This window comes from Kitasatospora sp. NPDC001547 (genome assembly GCF_042894165.1).
Lineage (GTDB): Bacteria > Actinomycetota > Actinomycetes > Streptomycetales > Streptomycetaceae > Kitasatospora.
In genome coordinates this window covers 162528-180449 of sequence record NZ_JBIAVL010000011.1, presented here as the reverse complement: position 1 = coordinate 180449, position 17922 = coordinate 162528, and the positions used below count along the sequence as shown (strand labels likewise).

Annotated in this window: 16 protein-coding genes; 9 read left to right on the top strand and 7 right to left on the bottom strand. The window is 74.0% G+C overall.

Annotated elements, in window-relative coordinates; all coding sequences use genetic code 11:
- Positions 1-47 precede the first annotated feature (47 nt).
- Complete coding sequence (locus tag ACFY0X_RS21455) at positions 48-1127, bottom strand: alpha/beta hydrolase (protein ID WP_387756745.1); 1080 nt, start codon at positions 1125-1127, stop codon at positions 48-50.
- A gap of 362 nt (positions 1128-1489) precedes the next feature.
- On the opposite strand from ACFY0X_RS21455, the gene ACFY0X_RS21450 reads away from it, so the two are divergent.
- The 7 genes from ACFY0X_RS21450 (at position 1490) to ACFY0X_RS21420 (ending at position 9299) form a co-directional block, all read left to right on the top strand.
- The gene (locus ACFY0X_RS21450) at positions 1490-2509 is read left to right on the top strand and encodes a substrate-binding domain-containing protein (protein ID WP_387756744.1); all 1020 of its coding nucleotides are present in this window, start codon (positions 1490-1492) and stop codon (positions 2507-2509) included.
- Positions 2506-3552: an ABC transporter permease gene (locus ACFY0X_RS21445; protein ID WP_387756743.1), complete on the top strand. Its 1047-nt coding sequence runs from the start codon at positions 2506-2508 to the stop codon at positions 3550-3552. The genes ACFY0X_RS21450 and ACFY0X_RS21445 overlap by 4 nt, the downstream gene beginning before the upstream one ends.
- 26 nt (positions 3553-3578) lie before the next feature.
- Positions 3579-4463, top strand: a complete 885-nt coding sequence (locus ACFY0X_RS21440; RefSeq protein ID WP_387756826.1) for an ATP-binding cassette domain-containing protein — start codon at positions 3579-3581, stop codon at positions 4461-4463.
- The gene (locus ACFY0X_RS21435; RefSeq protein ID WP_387756742.1) at positions 4460-5566 is read left to right on the top strand and encodes an ROK family glucokinase; all 1107 of its coding nucleotides are present in this window, start codon (positions 4460-4462) and stop codon (positions 5564-5566) included. Before ACFY0X_RS21440 ends, ACFY0X_RS21435 begins: the two co-directional genes overlap by 4 nt.
- A gap of 254 nt (positions 5567-5820) precedes the next feature.
- On the top strand, positions 5821-7611 hold the full coding sequence (gene ggt, locus ACFY0X_RS21430; protein ID WP_387756741.1) for a gamma-glutamyltransferase: 1791 nt from the start codon (positions 5821-5823) through the stop codon (positions 7609-7611).
- A gap of 72 nt (positions 7612-7683) precedes the next feature.
- Complete coding sequence (locus tag ACFY0X_RS21425) at positions 7684-8520, top strand: exodeoxyribonuclease III (RefSeq protein ID WP_387756740.1); 837 nt, start codon at positions 7684-7686, stop codon at positions 8518-8520.
- A gap of 167 nt (positions 8521-8687) precedes the next feature.
- Entirely contained in the window at positions 8688-9299 is a 612-nt protein-coding gene (locus tag ACFY0X_RS21420; RefSeq protein WP_387756739.1) for a hypothetical protein, read from the top strand.
- An 80-nt stretch (positions 9300-9379) separates the two neighbouring features.
- On the opposite strand, the gene ACFY0X_RS21415 is transcribed toward ACFY0X_RS21420, so the two are convergent.
- On the bottom strand, positions 9380-10099 hold the full coding sequence (locus ACFY0X_RS21415) for a lysoplasmalogenase (RefSeq protein WP_387756738.1): 720 nt from the start codon (positions 10097-10099) through the stop codon (positions 9380-9382).
- 518 nt (positions 10100-10617) lie between these two features.
- On the opposite strand from ACFY0X_RS21415, the gene ACFY0X_RS21410 reads away from it, so the two are divergent.
- On the top strand, positions 10618-12153 hold the full coding sequence (locus ACFY0X_RS21410) for a DUF2398 family protein (RefSeq protein WP_387756737.1): 1536 nt from the start codon (positions 10618-10620) through the stop codon (positions 12151-12153).
- A 169-nt stretch (positions 12154-12322) separates the two neighbouring features.
- Here the strand turns inward: ACFY0X_RS21410 and ACFY0X_RS21405 are convergent, their stop codons facing one another.
- The 4 genes from ACFY0X_RS21405 to ACFY0X_RS21390 all read right to left on the bottom strand — a co-directional run bounded on the left by ACFY0X_RS21405 (position 12323) and on the right by ACFY0X_RS21390 (position 15618).
- On the bottom strand, positions 12323-12502 hold the full coding sequence (locus ACFY0X_RS21405) for a hypothetical protein (RefSeq protein WP_387756736.1): 180 nt from the start codon (positions 12500-12502) through the stop codon (positions 12323-12325).
- A gap of 121 nt (positions 12503-12623) precedes the next feature.
- On the bottom strand, positions 12624-14255 hold the full coding sequence (locus ACFY0X_RS21400) for a BCCT family transporter (RefSeq protein ID WP_387756735.1): 1632 nt from the start codon (positions 14253-14255) through the stop codon (positions 12624-12626).
- A 133-nt stretch (positions 14256-14388) separates the two neighbouring features.
- Entirely contained in the window at positions 14389-14808 is a 420-nt protein-coding gene (locus ACFY0X_RS21395; protein ID WP_387756734.1) for a MerR family transcriptional regulator, read from the bottom strand.
- Positions 14809-14853: 45 nt separating this feature from the next.
- Complete coding sequence (locus ACFY0X_RS21390) at positions 14854-15618, bottom strand: alpha/beta fold hydrolase (protein ID WP_387756733.1); 765 nt, start codon at positions 15616-15618, stop codon at positions 14854-14856.
- A gap of 171 nt (positions 15619-15789) precedes the next feature.
- Between ACFY0X_RS21390 and ACFY0X_RS21385 the strand changes: the two genes are divergently transcribed.
- Positions 15790-17169, top strand: a complete 1380-nt coding sequence (locus ACFY0X_RS21385) for a sulfite oxidase (RefSeq protein WP_387756732.1) — start codon at positions 15790-15792, stop codon at positions 17167-17169.
- A 16-nt stretch (positions 17170-17185) separates the two neighbouring features.
- Here ACFY0X_RS21385 and ACFY0X_RS21380 read toward each other — a convergent pair whose 3' ends face one another.
- Positions 17186-17836, bottom strand: coding sequence for a TetR/AcrR family transcriptional regulator (locus ACFY0X_RS21380; protein WP_387756731.1), 651 nt, complete (start codon positions 17834-17836; stop codon positions 17186-17188).
- Positions 17837-17922 lie beyond the last annotated feature (86 nt).

Here is a 17922-nt window from a genome sequence, read left to right as displayed (position 1 = left end):
CGTGGTCGCGGCGGGCCCTTCCGGTACGGCTCGCTCCTGCGCGCCGCCTACTGCACCGGGATGACCGAGGTCAGCCACTGGAAGGCGGTCGGGACCATCCTCTTCCACTGCTCGGTGGTGTGCGGCCCGGAGCCCTCCTCGACCTGGACGGTGGTCGGTGCCTTGGCCGCGGCGCGGATCGCCTCGCCGTCCTCGTAGCCGTCCCCCTTGGAACCGCTGACCAGCAGGGCGACCTTCGGCGGCTGCGCGGCGGTCTTCAGGATGTTGACCGGGTTGTTGGCCTCGCGCAGCTTGGCGTCCTTGCCGACCAGGGAGTCCGGCTCCTGCGCCGGGTCGTTGTAGCCGGACATCGCGATGGCGGCCCGGTACCGGTTGGGGTGGGCCAGCGACAGCTTGGCCGCGCAGTGCGCGCCGGCCGAGTAGCCGGCGATCGCCCAGCGGTCCGCGGACGGGTCGGCGCGGAAGTTGTCCAGCACCATCTGCGGGACGTCGCGGGTGACCCAGGCGTCGGCGTTGATCTTGCCGGGGATGTCGGTGCAGCCCGCGTCCTGGTTGTTCAGCAGCTTGGTGCGGGGCGAGACCAGGATGAACGGGGCGACCTTGCCCTGCTGCATCAGCGGCTTGAGCTGCTCGGAGACCTTGAGGGTGCCGTACCAGGTGGAGGAGGAGCCGGGGTAGCCCGGGATCAGCTCGACCACGGGGAACTTCTTGTCCTTGAACGCCGGGTCGTTGTACTGCGGCGGCAGCCAGACCAGCACCTCGCCGTCGACGCCGGACACCTGGCCCTTGAGCTCGGTCCGCTGCACGTCGTTCGGGACGAGCGGGTCGTTCACGCCGCCGAAGCTCTGCTTGATCTTCGGCGGCTCCTTGGCGGCGTCGGCGCTCGGGGCCCCCGGGGTGGCCGCCGGGTCCACCGGCGCCACCACGGGCACCGCGCGGACGTGGTTGCCGGTGCCGAGCAGGTCGTCCCAGTTGCCGTAGATCAGGTTGGCGTTGTTGACCATGACGAAGACCATCAGGACGGCCGTGACCTGGCAGAACATGATCATGACGATCCGGGTGAGGTAGCGCACCGGCCGCGGACCGCCGACCTTGCCCCAGAACAGCAACGCCACTGTGATGGACACCGGCACCAGGATGACGGTGAGGAGGAGGAATGGCGTACCTGTCAGTTCCATCGAGTTCTCGTATCCGGGTCGCACGCCGCCCGGGCCCCACTCGCCCGAACGCACGTCAATGGCATCAGACGGTGATGGACCGGTGATCGGTTGCCGTCCGAATCTGTGCGGAACCTGAGAGGAACATCACTTTCCCGTGATGCGCCCCATTCGGATCGGCGCCTAGTCTGCCACCCGGACGGATGCCGTCCGGACCAGATGTTCAGCGAACTACCAGGAAAGGTCCCCCGGGGCACCTTACCTGGTAGGGCGCCCGGGCCGCCGGGCGAGGCGGTGCGATACCGCGCGACCCGGGCAGGGAGACTATGGGGATGAGCATCACCCGCTTTCGCCCGGCCCACCGCTTCTGGCCGGTGTGCGCAGTCCTGGCACTCGCCGTCACCGCGGCCGGTTGCAGCAGTACCGGAGGCAGACGCGCCGAGGAGGCCCGCGCCAAGGCCGCGGCCACCGGCGGCAGCGCCGTCACCACCCCGCGCTGGAAGGTCGCCATGGTGACCCACGCCGGAGCCGGCGACGCCTTCTGGGACACCGTGCGCAAGGGCGCCGAGCAGGCCGCCGCCAAGGACAACATCACGTTCCTCTACTCCAACGACGCGCAGACCCAGAACCAGGTCCAGCTCGTCCAGGCCGCCATCGACCAGAAGGTCGACGGCCTGCTGGTCACCCTCGCCAAGGGCGACGCCATGGCCGACGTCCTCGGCAAGGCCAAGGCCGCCGGCATCCCCGTGATCACCATCAACTCCGGCCAGGAGTACTCGCAGAAGTTCGGCGCGCTCACCCACATCGGCCAGGACGAGGCCACCGCCGGCCGGGCGGCCGGTGCCGAGCTGGCCTCGCGCGGGCGCAAGAGCGTGCTCTGCGTGATCCACGAGCAGGGCAACGTCGGCCAGGAGCAGCGCTGCTCCGGTGCCCAGTCCAAGGCCGGGGGCGCCTTCCAGGTGCTCTACGTCAACGGCGTCGACATGCCCGACGCCCGCGCCGCGATCTCCGCCAAGCTCCAGGCCGACCCGGCCATCGACACCGTGCTCACGCTCTCCGGCCCGATGGCCGCCACCGGCCTCCAGGCCGTCCAGGACGCCCACCGCGGCATCGAGCTGGACACCTTCGACCTGGGCACGCAGGTGGTGTCCGGGCTCAGGTCCGGCAGCGTCGGCTTCGCCGTCGACCAGCAGCCCTACCTCCAGGGCTACACGGGCGTCGACCTGGTCTGGCTGTACAAGTACAACCTGAACATGCTCGGTGGCGGCAAGCCCGTCGAGACCGGTCCGCAGATCCTGACCAAGGACAACGCCGACGCGCTCGCCGAGTACGTCGCGAGGGGGACCAGGTGAGCACCCCCGACCTCCTCGCCCAGGACGGCCTGGTCGACGGCCGCCCGGCGGCCCTGCGGCGGTTCCTCGCCCGTCCCGAGCTGGGCTCGCTGATCGCCGCCGTCGCGGTCTTCCTGGTCTTCGCCGCCGTCGCCGAGCCCTTCCTGCGGGTCTCCTCGCTGGGCACCGTGCTGTACGCGGCCTCCACCATCGGGATCATGGCGGTGCCGGTCTCGCTGCTGATGATCGGCGGCGAGTTCGACCTCTCGGCCGGCGTGCTGGTCACCACCGCCGCGCTGACCTCCTCGATGGTCTCCTACCAGTTCACCGCGGTGACCTGGGTCGGCGTGCTGGTCTCGCTGGCGACCACGCTGGCCGTCGGCTGGTTCAACGGGTGGATGCTCGGCCGCACCAGGCTGCCCAGCTTCATCGTCACGCTCGGCACCTTCCTGATGCTGACCGGCGCCAACCTGGGCGTCACCAAGGCGATCTCCGGCACCGTCTCCACCAAGTCGATCGCCGACATGGAGGGCTTCGCCGCCTGCCGCTGGCTGTTCGCCTCCGAGGTGACCGTCGGCGGGCTGACGGTCAAGGCCACCGTCTGGTGGTGGCTCGGCCTGCTCGTCGTCGGCAGCTGGGTGCTGCTGCGCACCCGCTTCGGCAACTGGATCTTCGCGGTCGGCGGCGACGCGGACGCGGCCCGCGCGGTCGGCGTGCCGGTCCGCCGGACGAAGACCGTGCTCTACCTGGGCGTCGGCTTCGGCGCCTGGGTGCTCGGCCAGCACCTGCTGTTCTCCTTCGACACCGTGCAGTCCGGCGAGGGCGTCGGCAACGAGCTGATCTACATCGTCGCGGCCGTCATCGGCGGCTGCCTGATCACCGGCGGCTACGGCTCGGTGGTCGGCTCCGCGCTCGGCGCGCTGATCTTCGGCATGGCCAGCAAGGGCATCATCTACGCCCAGTGGAACCCGGACTGGTTCAAGTTCTTCCTCGGCGCGATGCTGCTGCTGGCCGCGCTGCTGAACGCCTACGTCAAGCGCCGGGCCGAGCGGGGGCCGCGATGAGCACGGACGCGACGAAGGCGGACACCATGAGGACGGACGGGCCGGGCGCCGAACTGCTGTCGCTCCAGGGCGTCGGCAAGAGCTACGGCACCGTCCGGGCGCTCCAGGACGTCTCGCTGACCCTGCGGGCCGGCGAGATCAGCTGCGTGCTCGGCGACAACGGGGCCGGCAAGTCCACCCTGATCAAGATCATCTCGGGGCTGCACCGGCACGACGAGGGCCGCTACACCGTGGACGGCGAGGAGGTCCGCCTCGACTCCCCACGCCAGGCCCTGGACCGTGGCATCGCCACCGTCTACCAGGACCTCGCGGTCGTCCCGCTGATGCCGGTCTGGCGCAACTTCTTCCTCGGCTCCGAGCAGGGCATGCGCCGCTGGGGCGGCCTGCGGCTGGACGCCGACGGGATGCGGGCCACCACCCGCGACGCGCTCGCGCGGATGGGCATCGACCTGCAGGACGTCGACCGGCCGATCGGCACCCTCTCCGGAGGGCAGCGCCAGTGCGTGGCGATCGCCCGCGCGGTGCACTTCGGCGCCAAGGTTCTGATCCTGGACGAGCCCACCGCCGCGCTCGGCGTCAAGCAGTCCGGGGTGGTGCTCAAGTACGTCACCGCCGCCCGCGACGCCGGCCTCGGGGTCGTGCTGATCACCCACAACCCGCACCACGCCTACCTGGTCGGCGACCACTTCACGCTGCTCAAGCGGGGCCGGATGGCGGGCAGCCATCCGCGCGCCGAGATCAGCCTCGAACGGCTCACCACCGAGATGGCCGGCGGCTCCGACCTCGCCGAGCTCTCGCACGAGCTGGCCCGACCGTCCGTCACCGGCCCCGGCGAATCCGGTCCCGGTGCCGGGTTCCGTGACTCCGACGACCGCGATTCCGATCCCCGTGAGGAGCGTCCGCAGCCGTGACCAGCTCCCAAGGCAGCACCCGGCCCCCCGTCCTGCCCACCCTGCTCGGCCTCGGCCCGCGCGCCGAGCGCCGCCGCCGCGCCCTGCCCGCCGGGATACTGCGGCTGCCCACCATCGGCGTCGACATCGGCGGCACCAAGGTGGTCGCCGGGGTGGTGGACGGCGAGGGCAAGGTGCTGGAGAAGCTGCGCACGGACACGCCGCACAAGAGCAAGAGCCCCAAGGTGGTCGAGGACGTCATCGTCGACCTGGTGCTCCAGCTCGCCGACCGGCACGACGTCCACGCCGTCGGCATCGGCGCGGCCGGCTGGGTCGACGCCGACCGGTCCAAGGTGCTGTTCGCCCCGCACCTCAACTGGCGCAACGAGCCGCTCCAGGAGGCGCTCAGCGAGCGGCTGCGGTTCCCGGTGATCGTCGAGAACGACGCCAACGCGGCCGCCTGGGCCGAGTGGCGCTTCGGCGCCGGGCGCGGCGAGGACCACATGGTGATGCTCACCCTGGGCACCGGCATCGGCGGCGCGGTGGTCCGCGACGGCTACGTGGACCGCGGCAAGTACGGCCTGGCGGGCGAGTTCGGGCACATGCAGGTGCTGCCCGGCGGCCACCGCTGCCCGTGCGGCAACCGGGGCTGCTGGGAGCAGTACTCCTCCGGCAACGCCCTGGTGCGCGACGCGCGCGAGCTGGTGGCCGAGGAGTCGCCGGTGGTGCAGCCGCTGCTGGCCCGGGCGGGCGGCACGGTCGAGGGCATCACCGGGCCGCTGGTCACCGAGGCCGCCCAGGACGGCGACCCGACCGCGACCGAGCTGCTCTACGAGGTCGGCACCTGGCTCGGCGTCGGCATCGCCAACCTGGCCGCCGCGCTGGACCCGGGCCGCTTCGTGATCGGCGGCGGGGTCTCCGAGGCCGGCGACCTGCTGCTCGGCCCGGCCCGGGACACCTTCCGCCGCACGCTCACCGGACGCGGCTTCCGCCCGGAGGCCGCCATCGTGCACGCCGCCCTCGGCAACGAGGCCGGCCTGGTCGGCGCGGCCGACCTGGCCCGCCAGGTGGCGCGCCGCTTCCGGACGATCAAGCGGCGGCGGGTGGAGCGCAGCACGCTGTAGCGGGGCGGGGGAGAGGAACCCGGGGAGGAACAGCTGACAGTCGACAGATGACAGCCGACAGCGAACAGATGACAGGTTTCAGCGAACAGAAGACGTTATCTGTTCGCTGAAATCTGTCATCTGTTCGCCCTCCGCCCACCCGCCCGCCCGTCCCATGTCGCCCCGTCAACTACTCGCTGGTAGCGGCGCGGTGTGGTTGTCGGATCATCCCTCCTGTGGAACAACTGAGTTGACGTCGACTCAGGAGGACTCGGATGAGGGCTCTGACCCGTCTCGCACCACCACTTCTGCTCGCCACCGCGCTGGTCTGGTCCGGTGTCGGGCCGGCCGGCGCCGTGGCGCCGCCCTCGAAGGTGCCGGAGGCGGTGGGCTGGGGCGGGGCGGTGGCCACCGTCGACGCCGACGCCACCGCCGCCGGGATCGAGGTGCTGCGCAAGGGCGGCAACGCGGTGGACGCGGCCGTCGCCGCCGCCGCGGCCCTCGGGGTCACCGAGCCGTACTCCTCGGGCATCGGCGGCGGCGGGTACTTCGTCTACTACGACCACGCCACCGGCCGGGTGCACACCGTCGACGGCCGGGAGACCGCCGGCCGCACCGCCGACGCCGGCCTGTTCGTGGAGGGCGGCAAGCCGCTGGCCTTCGCCGACGCCGTCACCAGCGGCCTGGCCGTCGGGGTCCCGGGCACCCCCGCCACCTGGGACGCCGCGCTGCGCCACTGGGGTAGCCGCTCGCTCGCCCAGAACCTGGAACCGGCCGAGCGGCTCGCCGACAACGGCTTCGTCGTGGACGCCACCTTCCGCACCCAGACCTCCGACAACTACTCCCGGTTCAAGGACTTCCCGGCCACCGCCGCGCTCTACCTGCCGAACGGCAAGCCCCCCGAGGTCGGCAGCGTGCTGCGCAACCCCGACCTCGCAGCCACCTACCGGCTGCTCGCCAAGGACGGCGTCAAGGCCTTCTACCAGGGCGAGTTGGCCGGTGACATCGTCAACACCGTGCAGCACCCGCCGGTCGACCCGGCCTCCGGCCGCAACGCCCGCCCCGGCAGGGTGGACGCCACCGACCTCGCCGACTACCGGGTCCGCGACCAGGCGCCCACCCACATCTCCCACGGCGCCTACGACGTCTACGGGATCGCCCCCTCCAGCTCCGGCGGCACCACCGTCGGCGAGGCGCTCAACATCCTGGAGGACGGCGGCGACGTCTCGGCGTACAGCGGCACCCAGTACTACCACCACTTCCTGGAGGCCTCCCGGATCTCCTTCGCCGACCGCAACCGCTGGGTCGGCGACCCGGCCTTCACCGACGTCCCCACCAGGCAGCTGCTCTCCGAGCGCTACGCGGCCTCCCGGGCCTGCCTGATCAGCCCGGACCACGCGCTCACCAGCCCGCTCGCCCCCGGCGACCCGCGCCACCCGGTCCCCTGCGCCGACACCGGCCAGGCCGTCGCCGAGCCGTACGAGGGCACCAACACCACCCACCTGACGGTCGCCGACCGCTGGGGCAACATCGTCTCGTACACGCTCACCATCGAGCAGACCGGCGGCAGCGGCATCACCGTCCCCGGCCGGGGCTTCCTGCTCAACAACGAGCTGACCGACTTCAACTTCGCCCCGCTCTTCCCCGGCGTCCCCGACCCCAACCTGCCGGGCCCGGGCAAGCGGCCGCGCTCCTCGCTCTCCCCGACCATCGTGCTGCGCGACGGCGAGCCGCTGCTCGCCACCGGCAGCCCCGGCGGGGCGACCATCATCACCACCGCCCTCCAGGTGCTGCTCGGGCGGCTCGACCGGGGCCTGAGCCTGGAGCAGGCCATCGCCGCGCCGCGCGCCAGCCAGCGCAACACCGCCGCGACCCAGGCCGAGCCCGGCTTCCTCGCGCTGCCCGAGCGGGCCGCGCTGGAGGGCCTCGGGCACAGCTTCACCGGCGTCGCCGAGATCGGCGCCGCCACCGGCGTGGAACGGCTGCCGGACGGCCGCTGGGTGGCCGCCGCCGAACCGGTGCGGCGCGGCGGCGGCTCGGCCGCGGTGGTCCGGCCCGCGCGCTGATCGGGTCGGCCTGTCGGTGCCGGGCGGTATGTTCGGGGTGGGCCTCCCGCGAGGGCGGCCCACCCCGTCCGCATGCCCGCCGAACCACCGGGAAGGCCGCCCGCCGTGACCGTCCGCATCGCCACCTGGAACATCAACTCCGTCACCGCGCGGCTGCCCAAGCTCCTGGAGTGGCTGGAGAGCGCGAAGCCCGACGTGCTCTGCCTCCAGGAGCTCAAGTGCGCGGCCGACGCCTTCCCGTACGAGGCGGTCCGCGAGCTCGGCTACGAGACGGCCGCGCACGGCAACGGCCGCTGGAACGGCGTCGCGATCGTCTCCCGGCTCGGCCTGGAGGACGTCGTGCGCGGCCTGCCCGGCCAGCCCGGCTACCTCGCCGACGGCGCCCTGCTGCCCGAACTCGAGCCGCGCGCCATCGCCGCCACCTGCGGCCCGGTGCGGGTCTGGTCGGTCTACGTGCCCAACGGCCGCGAGGTCGGCCACGCCCACTACCAGTACAAACTGGAGTGGCTGGAGGCGCTGCGCGAGGCGGCCACCGAGGACGCGGCCGGCTCCCGCCCGTTCGCCGTCCTCGGGGACTTCAACATCGCCCCGACCGACGAGGACGTCTTCGACGCCGCCGCCTTCGAGGGCCTCACCCACGTCACCCCGGCCGAGCGCGCCGCGCTGACGGCCCTCGGCGAGATCGGCCTCCAGGACGTGCTGCCCCGCCCGCTCAAGTACGACCGCCCTTACACCTACTGGGACTACCGCCAGCTGGCCTTCCCCAAGAACCGGGGCATGCGGATCGACCTCACCTTCGCCAACAAGCCCTTCGCCGACGCCGTCACCGACAGCTACGTGGACCGCGAGGCCCGCAAGGGCAAGGGCACCTCGGACCACGCACCGGTCGTGGTGGACCTCGACCTCTGAGCCCCGCCGCGGGCGTCACGCCGGGTCACGGGCCGTAACCCGAACGGCCGTGAGCGCTGGCCGGGCGCGGGGCGGGTGCCTACCGTCGGTGAATGACCGGATGCAGTCGATCGACCACGTGGACATGGAGTCCCCCGGCTGCGACCGAGAATCCCGGAGGTTCCGGCATGCGCCCCATGCGTACGGCCGCCGCCGCCCTGATCGGCGCGACGGCGCTGACCGGCCTGACGGCCCCCCTCGCGTCGGCCAGGGACGGCTCGGCCTCGGTCAGCCCGTCCCAGGCCGCACCGGGCCAGACCGTGACGGTCACGGTCTCCTGCGAGAAGTCGGACAAGCCCGACGCCAAGACCATCACCGCCCGCTCCGCCGCCTTCGAGGGCGGTCCGGCGACCCTCACCCTCGGGCCCGACGGCAAGCACAGCGGCTCCGCCCGACTGGCCGGTCAGCACGCCGGGGACAGCAAGGTCGACGGCACCTGCCCGGACGGCGGGGCCTTCGCGACCAGCGTCACGGTCACCACGGTGGCCGCCACCGCCCCCGACAAGGGCACCGACAAGAGCCCCGACAAGAGCCTCGGCGAGTGGGGCGAGGCGGCGGGGGAGTGGGCCGGTTCGCTCGGGCAGTCCGGTGCCGGCAGCCAGCAGGTCGCCCCGCACGGCGCCGTGCAGACCGGCCTCGGCGGCTCGGTCGCGGCGAACCCGGCGGAGCTGGCCGGCGGCCTCGTGCTGGTCGGGGGCGGGGTCGGCGGCTTCTGGCTGCTGCGCAGGCGCGGTGCCTGACGGCCTCGCCGCCGTGCGCCCCGGCGCACCGCCCGTGCCGCGCCGCTGGAGCCCGAAGGGGCCGGCGGCGCGGTGGTGTGTCAGGCGGGCCGCGGCTCCGTGCCCTCGCGGTGCGCCCGGTCCTGGTGCCGGAGCGTGCCGTCGGCCAGCAGGTACTGGGCCAGTACGTAAGTGGCCATGATCCAGAACTGATGGCCCGGCAGCTCCCGCCACTTCGCCAGCTGGGTGGCGATCAGGGTGTCGGAGAGCAGGAACAGCGCCCCGCCCAGCCCGGTCCGCCAGCCCAGCCCGGCCGAGGTGACGGCCGTCGAGGCGAGCAGCAGGCTGTAGCCGGCCACCGGGACGCGCAGGTCCCCGAGGTCCGGCCAGAGCTGCCCGACCAGCGCCACCCAGGCCGTCGCGTACGCGGCCGCGACCACCAGGGTCCGGCGGCGGTCGCTGAGCGCGCCGCGCTCGACGAACATCGTCACGTAGCAGACGTGCGCCGCCGCGAACGAGCCCATGCCGGCGAGGAACGCGGGGTCGTTCTTCAGCTGGAGCAGCACGTCCCCGCCCGCGCTCAGCAGCAGCGCCGGTGCCAGCAGCTTCGGCGCCTCCTGCCCGGCCTGCCTGGCCGCCGCCACGCTGTGCGCGGCCAGCAGCGGCATCAGGGCCGGCTTGGTGGCGTTCCGGAGCACCGGGGCGCCGGAGGCGATCGCGCCCAGGTGCGCCGCCGAGGTGGCCGCGAAGCCGCCCAGCAGGCCGGTGGCCGAGCGCAGCCGGGCCGCGAGGCCGGCCCGGTCGGTGGTACGGACGGTCATGCGTGCGCCTCTCGGTGATCCGCTGCTTGGGACCGACCCTAGAGGAGCCGGACCGGTGGCGGAAGAGCCGGTTACCGGTGCGTAACCCCGGTGGGGCGCGGCGGATGACGGGTGGCCGGTGAGCGGAGCGCGGGGGCCCGCTTCGAGGGCTCCTGCGGAGAGTTCCTCAGGAGCGCCGTTGCTGCCCACGGGTGGCCCGGGCACCGTCTAGGCTGGACCTCGACATGAATCAGCGGGACTACGCGGTCGGCGCCACCCGGGTGGCCGCCGGCAGGCCGGACGGGCGTATGAGCGGGGCAGGACGGGCAACCGCCGACGCCGTCCTCGCCGTACGCGAAGCCGGTCCTGACGCCGGTCCTGATACCGCTCCCGGCCCCCGTCCCGGGACAGCTCCCGCCGCCGGTACCGGAGCCGGCCCCGGGTCCCGTCCCACCGCAGGGCCCGCTGACAGGGCACCTGGGGCGGCCGCGGGAAGCGGTGCTGACGACCCGCAGGTACCGGGCCCGCAGGCCGCCGGGGTGACGCTCTCGCCCGACCCGGGACTGCTGCGCCTGGCCCACTGGTTCGCCGCCGCCACCCCCGGCACCGCCGACGACCTCTGCACCGCCTCCTTCGGCCTCTACCCGGCCCGCCACCTCGGCGCCGCCGCCGAGCCCGCGGCCGACCCCGGCGTCAGCTGGTGGCACGGCCCCACCGCGCACCGCGCCGTGCCGGTACGCCCCCGCGAGGACCGCACCGAGGGCGGCCTGCGCCGTGCCCGGCGCGACGACGCCGCGCTGCCCGTCGTGCGGTCAGGTGCCAAGCCGAGCGGGCCCGGTCGGCACCGCAGGCCCGAGCGCACCCGGGTGGCTCCGCTCGCCCTGGTAGCGCACGACCGTTCCGCCGAGGAGCTGCCGGCGGCCGAACGCCGGATCGCCGCCCGGCTGTTGCTCGCCCACCCGCTGGTCACCGCCTCCGGCCCGCACGCCGACGGCTTCCCGCTGATCCGCCGCCACCGCGACTGGCTCGCCGAGCGCTTCGACACCCTGCTCGGCTACCGCCTCGTGGTCGGCCCCTGGCACGCCCGGCTCTGCAAGGCCGGCCTCGGCCCCGGCGCCGCCCGCCGCCTCGAACACCCCGTCACCGGTGCGCCGTTCACCCCGGCCGGGTACGCCCAACTCGCCCTCGCGCTGGCCTTGTTGGTCGACGCGCCGGAGGAACTGGGCTACCGGCGGCTGCTCGACGCGATGGCCGCCGCCGCCCCCGAACTCGCCGCCGAACCGGCCGACCTCGCCATGGCGCTGGCCGCGCTGGCCGGCTGGCAGGTGCTCGGCGAGCTGCCGTCCGACCCGGCCGACGACTCCTTCATGCTGACCGTGGACCGCGAACTCGCCCGTGCCGTCCCGGCCGGGCCGCCCGCCCTCGCCGACGACGCCGCCGACCTGATCCGCCGGGCCGCCGAGGCCGAGCCCGCCACCGCCGTGCGCCGCCTGCTCGCCGAGACGCCCGCCGTCCTGGCCGCCGACCTCCCCGAGGACCACCGCGCCTGGCTGCGGGAGCACCGGCTCAGCGGCCCGGCGGTGGTCGCCGAGTTCCTCGGCCTGGAGGCGGAACTGCGGGCCGAGGGCGTCGCCCTGCTCGACCCGGCCGCCGAACTCACCGACCTCGCCCTGCCCGGCGCCGGGACGCTCTCCCAGGCGGCCCTGCTGCTGGTCGAGCGACTGGTCGAGGACGTCCGCCCGCTGCCCGGCGAGACGGTGAGCGGCGACGTCCCGATCCCGGACGCGCTGATAGACGGCGTCCTCGGCGACATCGCGGACGAGTACGGCCTCCCGGCCCGCTACCTCGCCGACCGCACCGCCCTGCGGCGCGACGCCCTCGACCTGCTCCACCGCCTCGCCCTGATCGCCCCCACGCCCCATCCGACCCGCCCCCCGGCCTGGCGCCTGCGCCCGCCGGCCGCCCGCTACGCCCCGGCCCCCGACCTCCACCCCACCCCGGGCACCGGCCGCCACTCCCGCCCCGGCCCGCTGATCCCGCCCCCGGCCGGCCCGCGCGCCGAACAGCGGGCGTGACGGCGGGCGCAGCGGCGGGTGCACCGGCAGCTGTGACGGCGGGCGCTGCGACAGGCGTGACGGCGGGCGCACCGGCGGCGCCCGGCGCGCCGGTCGCGCCGCCCTGGAGCGAGCGGGCAGTAAGAAGCACCGGGTCCGGGACGGACCGCGGTGCCGGGTGGGGCGGGTGCTACTTGCCGGCGGAGGCGCTGGCGAGGGGGCCGTGGTCGACGGTTTCCACGGTGGCGCCGACACCCAGGGTGCCGAGGGCGATGGAGGCGAGGACGGCGGTGGCGGCGAGGAGCCGGCGGTGCCGCTGGGGCAGGGGGAAGCGCGGTTCCTGGTAGGGCGCCTGAGGGTTGGCGTTCATGACAGGGAGGTTTCCAGGGCGGCGTGAACGGTCGGTACGCGCGGGTGAAGTCCGGGCGGGGGTTGGGCGTCGGTTGGGCCGCATACGCCCCACCCTCCGACGGGCGGGGCGTACCCCCTGGTCAGTGGCGTGTGCCGGACTCGCCGACGACCTCCCGGACGGCGTCCCGCAGCCCGTGCGGCGGGTGGAAGCGGGACGGTCCGGCGGCCGGGTCCGTGCGGAGCTCCTTCACCAGCGAGACGCAGAGCAGCAGCATCACCACCACGAACGGCAGCGCGACCAGGATCGTCGCGTTCTGGAGCGCGGTGAGCCCGCCGGCCAGCAGCAGGGCCGCCGCGACCCCGCCCATCAGCACGCCCCAGACCACCACCAGCCAGGTGCGCGGATGCAGCGAGCCCCGGCTGGACAGCGAGCCGAGCACCAGCGAGGCGGAGTCGGCGCTGGTGATGAAGAAGGTCATCACCAGCAGCACCGCGACCACGCTGGTCACCGAGCCGAGCGGCAGTGAGCGCAGCATCTCGAACAGCGAGGCCTCCGGCCCCTGCGGGATGGTCGCGACCAGGTCGGCCGCGCCGGTGGTGGCCAGTCGGATCGCGGTGCCGCCCATCACGCAGAACCAGACGACCGTCGCCCCGCTGGGCACCAGCAGCACGCCGAGCAGGAACTGCCGGACGGTGCGGCCGCGGGAGATCCGGGCGATGAAGGTGCCGACGAAGGGCGCCCAGGAGAGCCACCAGGCCCAGTAGAAGATCGTCCAGGAGCCCAGCCAGCTCTCGTCGGTGAAGGCACCGGTCTGGGTGGACATCCCGAGGAGGTCGGAGAGGTAGCCGCCGACGGAGGAGGGGATCGCGTCCAGGGCGAACACCGTCGGACCGAACACGAAGACGAAGACCATGATCAGGGATGCCAGCACCACGTTCGCGGTGGACAGCCACTTCACGCCCTTGTGCACCCCGGAGAACGCGGAGACCACGAACGCGGCGGACAGCGAGGCGATGATGACCAGCTGGGCGTTCTGGGTGTTGCGGACGGAGGAGATGTAGCCGAGCCCGTCGGCGACCTGGAGCGCGCCGAGGCCGAGGCTGGTCGCGGAGCCGAAGACGGTGGCGAACACGGCCAGCAGGTCGATCGTCCGCCCGGCCCAGCCGTCCGCGCCGCGCTGTCCGATCAGCGGGACGAAGGCGGCGGAGATCCGGTTGCCCCGGCCCTTGCGGAAGGTGGTGTAGGCGAGGGCCAGCCCGCCGACCGCGTAGATCGCCCACGGGTGCAGGGTCCAGTGGAAGAGCGAGAACTCCAGGGCCTGCTGGGCGGCGGCCGCGCTCTGCGGCTCCAGGCCGGAGCCGGGCTGCGGGGTGGCGAAGAGCTGGAGCGGCTCGCCGACGCCGTAGAACATCAGGCCGATGCCCATGCCGGCGCTGAACATCATGGCGATCCAGGCGAGGCCGGAGAACTCGGGCTCCTCGTCGTCGCGGCCGAGCCGGATCCGGCCGAAGCGGCTGAACGCGAGCAGCACGGTGAGCACCAGGAAGACGTCGGCGGCCACCACGAACAGCCAGCCGAAGTTGTGCAGCACCCAGCCGAGCGCGGTGCTGGACGTGCGGCCGAGCGAGTCCTCGGCGAAGACGCCCCAGGCGACCACGGCCAGTACCAGGACGGCGCCGATCCCGAACACCGCCCGGTCGGCCGGAAGGGTCGCGGCGGGTTCGTCGGGCTCCTTCACGGGCTGGTCGGACGGGGGCGGCAGGCTGCTCATCGTGTGGACCCCTCGACATACTGGGCGCGCTCGGCACGCTCGGAATCAAGCTGTATGTCGCACTATGTCCAGTCCCCTCCGCGAGCGGCGGGACGGCGCGCCGGGGAAGCGCCTGGTCGGGACCTACGTCCCGTCAGGCAGCCCGCTCCTCGCCGTAGTCGTGCCCGTAGCCGGGTGCCCGGTCGGCCGCGTGGTCGCGCCCGGAGTCGTGCGCGGTGTCGAGGTAGTGGGAGAGCGCCCGGCGGCTGCGGGTGAGGTCCTCGATCCGGGAGTCCAGGTCGGCGAGTTCGCCGCGCAGGGTGGCGAGCAGCTCCGGGCAGGCCTCCAGGACGGGGACGGGACCGGTGGCGCAGGGCAGCAGCTCGGCGATGATCCGGGTGCTCAGGCCGGCCGCGAGGAAGTGGCGGACCTGCCACACCCGGACGGTGTCCTCCTCGCCGTACTCGCGGTAGCCGGCCGCCGTGCGGTCCGGCCGCAGCAGGCCCTGCTCCTCGTAGTAGCGGAGCAGGCGGGTGGACACCCCGGTCAGGCGGGCGAGTTCTCCGATGCGCATGACCGGGCGAACGCCGCAGGCCGCCGGGGTGTTCCCGACGGCGGTTCAGCCCTTGAGGAACTCCAGCACCAGGTCCCGCAGTTCCGGCAGCGCCTCGACCACCGGGAGGTGCCCGCTGGTGAGTTCGGCCAGGCGCGCGCCGGGGATGCCCTCGGCCGCCAGCCGGTGCTGGGACGGGGCGACGAGCATGTCCTCGGTGGTGCTGACGACCAGGGTGGGCACGGCGATCGCGGCCAGCTCGGCCCGTACGTCGGCGCGGGCGACCAGCCGGAACTGCTGCCGGAAGCCCTCCGGCACCGGGGACTTGAGGTGCTCCCGCAGCCCTCCGAGCTGTTCGGCGGGCAGCTCGTCCAGCCAGCTCCGGCCGATCGCGACGCTGAGCATCAGCGGGGCGAGGTCGTCCGGCCGGTCGGCCAGGTCGACGAACAGTTCGGCGAGCGTCCGCATCCGTGCCGAGCCCCCGGTCACGCCCGCGAGCAGCAGCAGCGAGCGGACCCGCCCGGGGTGGCGGGCGGCGATCCGGACGGCGACGGCGGCGCCGAGCGAGTAGCCGGCCAGGTCGAAGTCGTCCAGGCCCTCCTCGTCCGCGGCGGCGACCAGCCGGTCGGCCAGTTCGTCCAGGCTCGGCTCACCGGGCTCGTACGGGCTGTCGCCGGAGCCGGGGTAGTCGGGGGCGACGACGGTGCGGTGGGCGGCGAGGTCGGGCAGCAGCGGGCCCCAGTTGTCCCGGGCGCTGCCGCCGGCGCCGTGGGCGAGCAGCAGTCCGGGGCCGGAACCCTGGACGATCCGGGCGAGCGGGGTGGCTGACATGGGTTGCTCCTCTGCGGGCTGGGGTTTCGCCGACAAGGGGAACGGTAGGACTTCACACCGGTGAGAAGGTCAAGCCGAGGATCGCGAGCCCGTCCAGGAGCGGCCCGCGGACCCGGCCGCGGTCGCGCGCACCGCCGAACCGCCTACGCTGAAACGGAAGGAACGCCGTTCATGGACGACGAGGTCCGCACCCCGCACGAAGCAGTCCCGACGCAGGCCGCCCCGACGCAGGCCGCCCCCGCGCAAGCCGCCGCGAGGCGCACCACCGCGAGGCGCACCACCGCGAGGCGGGCGGCCCGGGAGGGCGGCCGCGCCGACGGCGTGGACCGCCGGACGCTGCTGCGGATGGTCTCCGCCGCCGGGGTGCTCGCCGCGCCGATCCCGGCCGTCCCGCTGCTCACCGCGGGCCGGGCGGCCGCCGAGGAGGTGCCCAGGCCGGTGCCCGGGATCGTCAAACCGCTGCCCGCCGAGTGGTTCGTGCCGCGCGGCACCAACGCCGAGATGCGCTGGGACGCCTTCCGGGACGCCGACGGCGGCGCCGCCGTCGGCCGCCACGTGCCGGTGGAGCGGTTCTTCGTCCGCAACCACACCAGCACCCCGCTGATCGACCCGGACACCTGGAGCCTCAAGCTCTTCGGCAGCGGTCTGCGCGGCGCGCCGACGGCCGAGCGCCCCGTCGAGTTCGGCCTGGACGACCTGCGGGAGCTGCCGTCCACCCGGATCAGCGCGCTGATCGAGTGCGCCGGCAACGCCCGCAGCTACTACCTCGGCCAGCAGAACCAGCCCGTCCCGGGCACGCCCTGGACGCTCGGCGGCGTCGGCTCGGCGAGCTGGCGGGGCGTGCGGCTGGCCGAGGTGCTGCGGGCCGCCGGGCTGACCCGGGCGGCGGTGGACGTGCTGCCGGTCGGCCTGGACCCGGACTTCGTCGCCGGCGGCACCAACTACGGCCCGGTGCGCCGTCCGCTGCCGATCGCCAAGGCGCTGGACGACGTGCTGCTCGCCTACGAGATGAACGGCGAGCCGCTGACCCCGGACCACGGCGCCCCGGCCCGGCTGGTGGTGCCCGGCTGGGTGGGCATCGCCTCGATCAAGTGGGTGGGCAGCATGGAGGTCGCCGACCACCCGCTGCACTCGCCGTGGAACACCGACTTCTACCGGATGTTCGGCCCGGACTACCCGGTCGGCGGCGGGGAGCCGCTCACCACGCAGGTGGTCAAGAGCGCCTTCGAGCTGGCCGCGGGAGCGCGACTGGCGGCGGACCGCGAGCACCGGCTGCACGGGCGCTCGTGGTCCGGAAGCGCGGCGGTGCGCCGGGTCGAGGTGAGCGCCGACGGCGGCCGGACCTGGCGGCGCGCCGAGCTGCGCGACGAGCCGCGGGCCGACGGCTGGACGCGCTGGAGCATCGACTGGCGCCCCGAGCGGCCCGGTCCGTACGAGCTGCGCGCCCGCGCGACGGACCGCCGGGGCAACACCCAGCCCGAGCGGTCGGTCTTCAACCGGGAGGGCTACCTGTTCGGCGCGGTGGTGGCCCACCCGGTGACGGTGGTCTGAGCCGCCGCCCGGCGGCTCAGCCGGTGGACTGGACCTCGTACGGGGCCGGGTAGCGCGTCTCGTACGGGGTCAGCACCAGCCGCACCACGTCCTCCAGGCGCCGCCGGGCGTCCCCGAGGGTGGTGCGGCCGGTCACCCAGGCGGTCAGCTCCCCCTGCCAGGCGTGGGCGACGATGTGCCGCACCAGCTCGCTCGCGGCGGCCGGCACCTCGGCCGTCACCGCCTGGAGGGCGGTGCTGTCGGCCCGGGCCATGCCTTGCAGCGCCTCACTGGCGAACGGGTCGGTGGAGGCCGCCACGGCCACCCGCAGCCGGGCGAGTTCGGGCTGCCGCTGGTAGGCCCGCATCCCGCCCCGGACGAACCGGACCGCCCGGTCGGTGGCCCCCAGTCCGGCCCTCGGCCCGCGCAGCTCGGCCACCAGGTCGGCCAGCAGCAGGCGATGCCACTCGGCGATCGCGGCCGCCAGGAGGTGGTCCTTGGAGGAGAAGTAGCGGTACGCCGTCCCCAGGGCGACTCCGGACCGCTCGCAGACCTGCTTCATCTGCATCCGCTCGACGCCGATCTCGTTCACCAGGGCGAGCGCGGCCGCGATCAGGCCCTCGCGGCGTTCGAGCTGACGCGGAGACATCGCCTCCACCGGCCGTGGTGACAGGTCAACCTTGGTCACCCGCACATGATACGGGCCGGGGCCGCCCAGGAGTATGACGCCGTCCGGCCCCCTTCCGTTCGCCCGGAGGCCACCGGGGTCCCGGG

Excerpts from the sequence above, each read along its gene's own strand:
- ACFY0X_RS21395 (WP_387756734.1), bottom strand. The coding sequence starts at position 14,808 with ATGCGCATCGGAGAACTCGCCCGCCTGACCGGGGTGTCCACCCGCCTG.
- ACFY0X_RS21425 (WP_387756740.1), top strand. The coding sequence starts at position 7,684 with ATGCCCGCCGAACCACCGGGAAGGCCGCCCGCCGTGACCGTCCGCATC.
- ACFY0X_RS21405 (WP_387756736.1), bottom strand. The coding sequence starts at position 12,502 with ATGAACGCCAACCCTCAGGCGCCCTACCAGGAACCGCGCTTCCCCCTG.
- ACFY0X_RS21440 (WP_387756826.1), top strand. The coding sequence starts at position 3,579 with ATGAGGACGGACGGGCCGGGCGCCGAACTGCTGTCGCTCCAGGGCGTC.
- ACFY0X_RS21420 (WP_387756739.1), top strand. The coding sequence starts at position 8,688 with ATGCGCCCCATGCGTACGGCCGCCGCCGCCCTGATCGGCGCGACGGCG.
- ggt (WP_387756741.1), top strand. The coding sequence starts at position 5,821 with ATGAGGGCTCTGACCCGTCTCGCACCACCACTTCTGCTCGCCACCGCG.
- ACFY0X_RS21415 (WP_387756738.1), bottom strand. The coding sequence starts at position 10,099 with ATGACCGTCCGTACCACCGACCGGGCCGGCCTCGCGGCCCGGCTGCGC.
- ACFY0X_RS21390 (WP_387756733.1), bottom strand. The coding sequence starts at position 15,618 with ATGTCAGCCACCCCGCTCGCCCGGATCGTCCAGGGTTCCGGCCCCGGA.
- ACFY0X_RS21400 (WP_387756735.1), bottom strand. The coding sequence starts at position 14,255 with ATGAGCAGCCTGCCGCCCCCGTCCGACCAGCCCGTGAAGGAGCCCGAC.
- ACFY0X_RS21450 (WP_387756744.1), top strand. The coding sequence starts at position 1,490 with ATGAGCATCACCCGCTTTCGCCCGGCCCACCGCTTCTGGCCGGTGTGC.
- ACFY0X_RS21385 (WP_387756732.1), top strand. The coding sequence starts at position 15,790 with ATGGACGACGAGGTCCGCACCCCGCACGAAGCAGTCCCGACGCAGGCC.